The sequence below is a fragment of the Microbacterium sp. Kw_RZR3 genome, assembly GCF_029222405.1.
In the GTDB taxonomy this organism is placed as follows: Bacteria; Actinomycetota; Actinomycetes; order Actinomycetales; family Microbacteriaceae; genus Microbacterium.
Map to the genome: position 1 here is coordinate 1 of NZ_JARHXC010000005.1, position 7277 is coordinate 7277.

Here is a 7277-nt window from a genome sequence, read left to right on the forward strand (position 1 = left end):
AACTGAAAGGGGTCGCCATGGTCGTCTCGGGGGCGACCGTGGCTCTTTCCGGGTCGGCGAGCGAAGCCGATGCGCGCTTGCTGAAGGTCGGCGACAAGGCCACCGCCGATCTGCCCGACGGCTCGACGCACGCGGCCACCATCACCGCCCTGACGCCGGGTAAGAAATCGTCCGACCGCTGGACCGTGGCCCTGTCCCCCGACCCGCTCACCCCGGACCAAGTGACCGCGGTGCAGGGTCAGAACCTGCGCGTCACCATTCCCGTCGGCGCGACCCAGGGCGATGTCCTGAACGTCCCCCTGGCCGCTCTGTCGGCCGGTCCGGGTGGAGAAGAACGCGTCGAGGTGGTCGAGGGAGATCCGCGCGACGGAGACCGCGCCGCGACCAGACTCATCACGGTCGAGACGGGTCTCGCTGCAGACGGCGCCGTCGAGGTGAAGCCCGTCGAAGGCGCACTGTCGCCCGGTGATCTCGTGGTGGTGGGACGGTGACGCACGCTGAGCGCCCGCCGGTGATCGATCTGCGGGAGGTCACGCGCTCGTTCCCCGGCACCCCCGAGGTTCACGCGCTCCGGGCCGTCGACCTCCGTGTCGATGAGGGCGACTACCTGTCGATCGTCGGTCCGAGCGGATCGGGGAAGTCCACGATGCTCAACATCCTCGGCCTGCTCGATCGGCCGACGATCGGCGAATACGTCCTCGCGGGCACTCCCACGAGGAACCTCGGCGAAGACGAGCGCGCGGCCGTGCGTGCCCGCTCCCTCGGCTTCGTGTTCCAGGCGTTTCATCTGATGCCGCGTCGCACCGTCCTCGAGAACGTCATGATGCCGATGCTGTACAGCGGCACGCCGCGGGCGGAACGGGAGCCGCGGGCGAGGGAAGCCCTGCACCGTGTGGGGCTGGATCATCGGTTGGAGTTCCGGCCGGGGGTGCTCTCCGGCGGTGAACGTCAGCGCGTGGCCGTCGCCCGAGCGGTCGTCACGCGCCCGCGCGTTCTGCTGGCCGACGAGCCGACGGGGAACCTCGACCGCGCGACGACGCTCGAGATCATGGAGCTCTTCGAGGAACTGCACGCGGGCGGGCTCACGCTCGTGCTCATCACGCACGATGCGCACGTGGCCGAGCGAGCGCACCGGACCGTCCGAATCGCCGACGGACGAGTGGACGAAGTGGCATGAGGCGCCTCCTCCCCCGGTTCGCGCGACGACGGCGGCATCCGATCGACGACGATGTGCCTCGCGCCGACCGATTCGGGTTCCTCGATCTCCTGACCGAGGCGACCAGCGACATCGGCACCCGCCCCGGTCGCCTGTCGATGACGGTGGCGGGCACCGTCCTCGGGATCGCCGCCCTCGTCGCGACCATCGGCTTCTCCCAGACGGCGACGGACCAGATCGCCCGTCAGTTCGACGCCGCCTCCGCCACGCAGATCGTCGTCACCCCGGCCAAGACCTCGTCGCAGGGCGGGACCTCCGTTGCCACGGCCCGGCTCCCGTGGGACGCCCCCGAGCGCGTCGAGCGGCTCGCCGGTGTCGAGGCGGCCGCGCTGTCGACCAAGGTGGATCTCGGCACGGGGACGATCAGCGCGGTGTCGGTCGACGACCCGTCCGCGCCCACGATCGTCTCTCCCGCTCTGTTCGCGGCATCCGCGGGGGTGCTCGACATGGTCGGCGGGCACCTCGTCACGGGGCGCTCCTTCGACGACGGGCACGACCGACGGGGCGACCGTGTCGCGCTCCTCGGGGCGAGCGCTGCGGCGAAACTCGGCGTCGACCGCGTCGACACCCAGCCGTCGATCTTCATCGACGGTGTCGCGTACGCCGTCATCGGAATCTTCGACGGCGTCGACACGGCGGGCGAGTTGCTCGACGCCGCCGTGGTCCCGAACGGCGCCGCTCGGCGGGACTTCGGTGTGCGGGCGCCGGAAGACCTTCGAGCGCGGATCGCGGTCGGCGCCGGCCCTCAGCTGCGCGACCAGGTTCCCCTCACGCTCTCGCCCGACGCGCCCGAGACCATCGTCGTCGGCGCGCCGCCGGGGACATCGGAGCTCAGCACGGGCGTGCAGTCCGATGTGGGGTTCGTCTTCGTCCTGCTGGGCGTGGTCGTCCTGCTGGCCGGCGGGCTGGGGATCGCGAACGTCACGATGATGTCGGTGATGGAACGCGTGACCGAGATCGGTCTGCGCCGCGCGCTCGGCGCGACGCGGAAGCAGATCGCGGGCCAGTTCGTCATCGAGTCGATCGTGATCGGCACGCTCGGGGGGTTGATCGGCTCCTCGCTCGGCGTCTTCGCGGTCGTCGGCGTCAGTGTCGCGCAGCAGTGGACTCCCGTCCTCGACCCGCTCGTCGCGGTCGGAGGCGCGCTGCTCGGCGCTGTCGTGGGGCTCGTCGCCGGCGGCATCCCGGCCCGCCGCGCCGCACGGATCGAACCGGTCGACGCGCTCCGGGGTTCGTGACCGTCACCACCCGTGCGCGTTGAACCACACACGCCGGCGGTCGGCCTCCTCGCGGGTCGGATCGCCACGCCACGTATCGTGCGCGAGCAGTCTGCCGGCATCGTCGAGGGGCACGAAACCCCAGCACACCGGACACAGCGCCCGGCCGCCGGGGAATCCGTCGGCCAAGGTCACGGCGGGTTCGGCGGGCGCACCCGCGCCGGCGCACTCGGGCGGGTCGGCCTGCGCCTCGGACCAGAGGAGGTGACCGCCGCGGCGATGGTGGAGCCCGCGGTGGCCCACTTCACGCGTGCAGATCTCCCCGTTCCTCCGGCTCAGGCAGAGCCGGCGTGCGGCGCCCGGGAGCGCGGCCAGCGTTCGCGTCATCCTTCGATTCTCGACGCTGGGCACGGGTCTGGCGCAGCGGCGGCAGGTGCGGGATGCGCACGGGGCGATGGGGGCCGGTGGGGAAGGGGTCGGCGGTCATCGCTGACCACCACCGGTACGACGAGAGAACATGTCGACCTCCTGATGTCTCGACCATCCGTCGGCGAGCTCGGAATTCCGAGGGGGTTGACAGACCGGAAGTCGGTGCTTCGTATACCCCACGGGGGTATCATCGACGTATGCACGGATACGTGGGCCACAAGGACGACCTGCTCAAGCGTCTGCGTCGCGCGGAGGGCCAGGTGCGCGGCATCGCGCGCATGGTCGACGACGACCAGTACTGCATCGACATCCTGACCCAGGTGTCCGCCGTGACGAAGGCGCTCGAGACCGTCGCCCTCTCGCTCCTCGACGATCACCTGTCCCACTGCGTGGCCGAGGCGGCGGCGCAGGGCGGTCCGGTCGCCGAAGAGAAGCTCAGAGAAGCCAACCAGGCGATCGCCCGCCTGGTCCGTTCGTGAAGGAGACCCCCATGCCCACGCAGCGCATCGAACTCGGACTGACCGCCTCGACGCCCTCCGGCGGAGGATGCGGCGACGGTTGCGGGTGCGGCCACACCACCGCGGCTGCCGCCCCCACCCCCTCGGCGAGCGAGGACCTCTACGACAGCGAACTCCGCGTCGAAGGCATGACGTGCGCTCACTGCGTCCGCGCCGTGACCGAAGAGCTGGACGCTCTCGACGGCGTCGAAGTCGCGAGCATCGAGCTGAACGTCGGGGGCGCATCCATCGTCCGCATCCGCTCGAACGGCACCGCCGGCGACGACGAGCTGGCGGCGGCGATCGACGAAGCCGGTTACGCGCTCGTGCGCTGACCGCTCACGCGGAGCGACGCAGGACCGCGTCGACGGCGGCGTGGAAAGTCAGGTGCTGCGCGACCTCGACCGCGCGGTCGTAGCGCGTTCCGCCGAGCGCCACGAAGACCGAGCCGACCACCTCCACGTAACCGACGATGTACCCGTCGCGCGCGACCTCGTAGAGGTCCATGTCGATGCGCGTCCAGGGGATCTCGATCGGAGCCACGGGTGTCGACGGGGCCGCCGTAGCGGCGACGACGCGACCCGGGCGGCTGAGCGGTGCTTCCATGACCATGTGTGACTCCTTCGGTCGTCCGGGTGTGTTCTCACCCTGTGCCCCGAGGTTCTGATCCACTCCGGCCTTGACGAAACTCCTACGTGCGGCTAACTACCCTCACAGCGCCGCCCGCGCCGGGCGACCGCGACGGGGACGCTCGTCCGAGATCGCGAGGCCGGTCGCCCCGGCCGCGAGCACCTCCACCTCATCGAGCCAGCGCAGTTCAGCCTCGAGACGAGCGCGACGGGCCGCGGCGACGATCGCCGTCCCGGTGGCATCCGCTCCGTCGCCCTGAGTCGCCTCTTCCGCGAGGGCAGCCCGCACACCGGCGCGCTGAGCAGCCAGGATGCCGGGGACGTCGGCGTCCGGAAGGGTGACCGCCAGCGCGATGCGCAGGGCCACCTCGTCGCGTCCGTCGGCAACGGTCGCCGCTCTCAGCCACGCGCGCGCCTCCGCGCGCCCCGCCGGCGTGACGCTCCAGAGGACCCGCCCGTCGTCGTCGACTCCGCGGTTGTCGACCAGGCCGTCGCGTTCGAGCCGCTCGAGCGTCGTGTAGACCTGCCCGACGTTCACCGCCGCCCCGGTCCGACGGGTGTACTCGGCGCGAAGCTGGGAGCCGTAGCAGGCGCCCTGATCGAGGATCGCGAGCAGGCTCTGACGCACCGACATGGACTCTCCGAACACGCTCGAGAAATGACTTTCCGAGTATATGGTTCGATGCCGAATCAACGCGGAATGGCGCGGTGCGGCGCGGCGTAGCATGTGGTCTGACCACATAGCACAGCTTGATCGGAGGCTCCTCGTGGAGTGGCTCGACCCCCTCGCTCTCGCCCGCTGGCAGTTCGGGTTGACGACCCTGTACCACTTCCTCTTCGTGCCTCTGACACTGGGGATGTCGCTCGTCGTCGCGATCTTCCAGACCGTCTGGTACCGCATCGGAGACGTGAAGTGGCTGCACCTCACCCGGTTCTTCGGGAAGATCTTCCTCATCAACTTCGCCATGGGCGTCGTCACCGGCATCGTCCAGGAGTTCCAGTTCGGCATGAACTGGTCGGCGTACTCCCGCTTCGTGGGCGATGTCTTCGGCGCACCGCTCGCCTTCGAGGGGCTCCTCGCCTTCTTCCTCGAAGCCACCTTCATCGGCCTGTGGATCTTCGGCTGGGACAAGCTCCCTCGCCTCGCGCACCTCGCGAGCATCTGGATGGCGACCCTCGGGGCCACGTTCTCGGCCTACTTCATCATCGCCGCCAACGCGTTCATGCAGAACCCGGTCGGCTACCAGATGGCCGCCGACGGCCACCGCGCCGAACTCGTCGACTTCTGGGCGATGCTCACCAACCCCGTGGCGCTCGCGGCCTTCCCGCACACGATCTTCTCGGGCTGGATGTTCGCGGCGATGATCGTGGCCTCGATCTCCGCCTGGCACCTCGCTCGCGGTCGCAACGTCGAGATGATGCGCACGACCCTCCGCTTCGGTCTGTGGTCGGCGATCGTGTCGTTCGTCCTCGTCGCGGTCGCCGGTGACCAGCTCAGCCTGGTGATGGTCGCGACCCAGCCGATGAAGATGGCGGCGGCGGAGGCGACCTTCAACACCGTCTGCGGACAGGATGCCTCGTTCTCGATCTTCACGTTGGGCACCCCCGACGGCACGAGCGAGCTGTTCTCGATCCGCGTGCCCTTCCTCCTCAGCATCCTGTCGACGCACTCCCTCGACGGCTGCGTCGAAGGCATCAACGACCTGAACACGCTGTACAGCCAGCAGATGTTCCCGCAGTTCGCCGACCAGGTCGACGGCAACTTCGCCCCCGTCCTGTGGGTCACCTACTGGGCCTTCCGCTGGATGATCGCGCTCGGCGGCCTGACCGCCCTCATCAGCGCGGTCGGTCTGTGGGTCACGCGCAAGAAGGCGACCCGCCCCGTGAAGCAGTGGATGTGGCGCGTGGCGATCTGGGCCGCTCCCCTGCCGATGATCGCGAGCCTCGTCGGCTGGGTCTTCACCGAGATGGGCCGCCAGCCGTGGATCGTCTTCGGCCTGATGCTCACGCAGGACGGCGTCTCCCCCAGCGTCCCGGGATGGAGCGTGCTCGTCTCGCTCATCGCCTTCACCCTCACCTACGCGAGCCTCGCGGTGGTCGAATTCGGACTCATCAAGAAGTACGCGCAGAAGGGACCGGACCCACTGCCGGATCCGAACGCGCCGCGGGAGCCCGACACCGTCGAGAACACCCCGACCACCGTCTACTGAGTCGGCTCAAGGAGAACATCATGGATCTCGCCTACCTCTGGTTCTGGATCGTCGGATTCCTCTTCATCGGCTACTTCGTGCTCGACGGGTTCGACTTCGGTGTCGGGATGTCACTGCCGTTCCTCGGCAAGGACGACATCGCGCGCCGCCAGATCATCAACACCATCGGACCCGTCTGGGACCTCAACGAGACGTGGGTCATCGTCGCGGGAGCGGCGCTGTTCGCCTCGTTCCCCGAGTGGTACGCCACCCTGTTCAGCGGCTTCTACCTGCCGCTCCTGCTGATCCTGCTGGCGCTCATCGCCCGCGGCGTGTCGTTCGAGTACCGCCACCAGCGGGAATCGGCGAAATGGAAGCGCGGCTTCGACCGGATGATCGTCATCGGATCCGCCGTCCCCGCGTTCCTGTGGGGTGTGGCGTTCGCGAACATCGTGCAGGGCGTGCCGCTGGATGCCGATCACGAGTACGTGGGCACCCTGTTCACGCTGCTCAACCCCTACGGCATCCTGGGTGGCCTGGTGACCCTGCTGCTCTTCTTCACCCACGGCGTGTACTTCGTGGCGCTGAAGACGGACGGGCAGGTGCGGACGGATGCGCGGAAACTCGCCCGGACCTCGGGCCTCGCGACCATCGTGGCCGCAGCCCTGTTCCTGGTCTGGACGATCGTCCAGGCGGCGAACAATCAGGCGCCGCTCCTGCTGGGGGTCGTCGCGTTCTCCGGCATCGCCGCGCTGGCCCTGATCGGCTCGTGGGTGGCCAACCTCCGCGACCGCGAGGGCACCGCCTTCACGCTCGGCGCGATCACGATCGTCACGGCGGTGGCGGCACTGTTCTTCGCGCTCTTCCCGAACGTGATGCCCTCGACGCTCGAGGCGGGCTCGGGCCTGACGATCGAGAACGCGTCCAGCACCGACTACACGCTGACGATCATGAGCTGGGCGGCGCTGATCTTCCTGCCGCTGGTGCTCGCGTACCAGGGGTGGACGTACTGGGTGTTCCGCAAGCGCGTCACGCGCGCCCGCATCGAGAAGGCCGCCCTCGTCGCGCACTGACGCCGGTCGCCCCGCTCCCTCGGGGAG

Annotated in this window: 9 protein-coding genes and 1 pseudogene; 7 read left to right on the forward strand and 3 right to left on the reverse strand. The window is 69.2% G+C overall.

All coding sequences use genetic code 11. The features are described from left to right. The 3 genes and pseudogenes from P2P98_RS00150 to P2P98_RS00160 all read left to right on the forward strand — a co-directional run. Positions 1-491: pseudogene (locus P2P98_RS00150) on the forward strand (hypothetical protein); the annotation flags it as partial. Then, positions 488-1177, forward strand: a complete 690-nt coding sequence (locus tag P2P98_RS00155) for an ABC transporter ATP-binding protein (protein ID WP_275796018.1) — start codon at positions 488-490, stop codon at positions 1175-1177. The pseudogene P2P98_RS00150 and the gene P2P98_RS00155, both read left to right, overlap by 4 nt. Beyond that, positions 1174-2454, forward strand: a complete 1281-nt coding sequence (locus P2P98_RS00160) for an ABC transporter permease (protein ID WP_275796020.1) — start codon at positions 1174-1176, stop codon at positions 2452-2454. The genes P2P98_RS00155 and P2P98_RS00160 overlap by 4 nt, the downstream gene beginning before the upstream one ends. A 3-nt stretch (positions 2455-2457) precedes the next feature. On the opposite strand, the gene P2P98_RS00165 is transcribed toward P2P98_RS00160, so the two are convergent. Next, positions 2458-2820, reverse strand: coding sequence for a hypothetical protein (locus P2P98_RS00165; protein WP_275796022.1), 363 nt, complete (start codon positions 2818-2820; stop codon positions 2458-2460). Between the two features lie 239 nt (positions 2821-3059). Here P2P98_RS00165 and P2P98_RS00170 point away from each other — a divergent pair, with 239 nt between their 5' ends. Next, a complete protein-coding gene (locus P2P98_RS00170; protein ID WP_275796024.1) occupies positions 3060-3341 on the forward strand; it encodes a metal-sensitive transcriptional regulator in 282 nt (93 codons plus the stop codon). Between the two features lie 11 nt (positions 3342-3352). Continuing rightward, positions 3353-3694 carry a heavy-metal-associated domain-containing protein gene (locus tag P2P98_RS00175; protein WP_275796026.1) on the forward strand — a complete coding sequence of 114 codons (342 nt, stop codon included), beginning with the start codon at positions 3353-3355 and terminating at the stop codon, positions 3692-3694. A gap of 4 nt (positions 3695-3698) precedes the next feature. Here P2P98_RS00175 and P2P98_RS00180 read toward each other — a convergent pair whose 3' ends face one another. Further along, complete coding sequence (locus tag P2P98_RS00180) at positions 3699-3971, reverse strand: hypothetical protein (RefSeq protein ID WP_275796028.1); 273 nt, start codon at positions 3969-3971, stop codon at positions 3699-3701. A gap of 99 nt (positions 3972-4070) precedes the next feature. Continuing rightward, positions 4071-4622, reverse strand: a complete 552-nt coding sequence (locus P2P98_RS00185) for a PadR family transcriptional regulator (RefSeq protein WP_275796030.1) — start codon at positions 4620-4622, stop codon at positions 4071-4073. A 133-nt stretch (positions 4623-4755) separates the two neighbouring features. Here P2P98_RS00185 and P2P98_RS00190 point away from each other — a divergent pair, with 133 nt between their 5' ends. Both P2P98_RS00190 and cydB read left to right on the forward strand, forming a co-directional pair. Beyond that, on the forward strand, positions 4756-6198 hold the full coding sequence (locus P2P98_RS00190; RefSeq protein WP_275796032.1) for a cytochrome ubiquinol oxidase subunit I: 1443 nt from the start codon (positions 4756-4758) through the stop codon (positions 6196-6198). A 20-nt stretch (positions 6199-6218) separates the two neighbouring features. Further along, positions 6219-7250: a cytochrome d ubiquinol oxidase subunit II gene (gene cydB / locus P2P98_RS00195; RefSeq protein ID WP_275796034.1), complete on the forward strand. Its 1032-nt coding sequence runs from the start codon at positions 6219-6221 to the stop codon at positions 7248-7250. Positions 7251-7277 lie beyond the last annotated feature (27 nt).

What these genes read in the sequence shown, in the direction of transcription:
- cydB (WP_275796034.1), top strand. Translation starts at nt 6,219, where the DNA reads ATGGATCTCGCCTACCTCTGGTTCTGGATCGTCGGATTCCTCTTCATC.
- P2P98_RS00165 (WP_275796022.1), bottom strand. Translation starts at nt 2,820, where the DNA reads ATGACGCGAACGCTGGCCGCGCTCCCGGGCGCCGCACGCCGGCTCTGC.
- P2P98_RS00170 (WP_275796024.1), top strand. Translation starts at nt 3,060, where the DNA reads ATGCACGGATACGTGGGCCACAAGGACGACCTGCTCAAGCGTCTGCGT.
- P2P98_RS00180 (WP_275796028.1), bottom strand. Translation starts at nt 3,971, where the DNA reads ATGGTCATGGAAGCACCGCTCAGCCGCCCGGGTCGCGTCGTCGCCGCT.
- P2P98_RS00175 (WP_275796026.1), top strand. Translation starts at nt 3,353, where the DNA reads ATGCCCACGCAGCGCATCGAACTCGGACTGACCGCCTCGACGCCCTCC.
- P2P98_RS00185 (WP_275796030.1), bottom strand. Translation starts at nt 4,622, where the DNA reads ATGTCGGTGCGTCAGAGCCTGCTCGCGATCCTCGATCAGGGCGCCTGC.
- P2P98_RS00160 (WP_275796020.1), top strand. Translation starts at nt 1,174, where the DNA reads ATGAGGCGCCTCCTCCCCCGGTTCGCGCGACGACGGCGGCATCCGATC.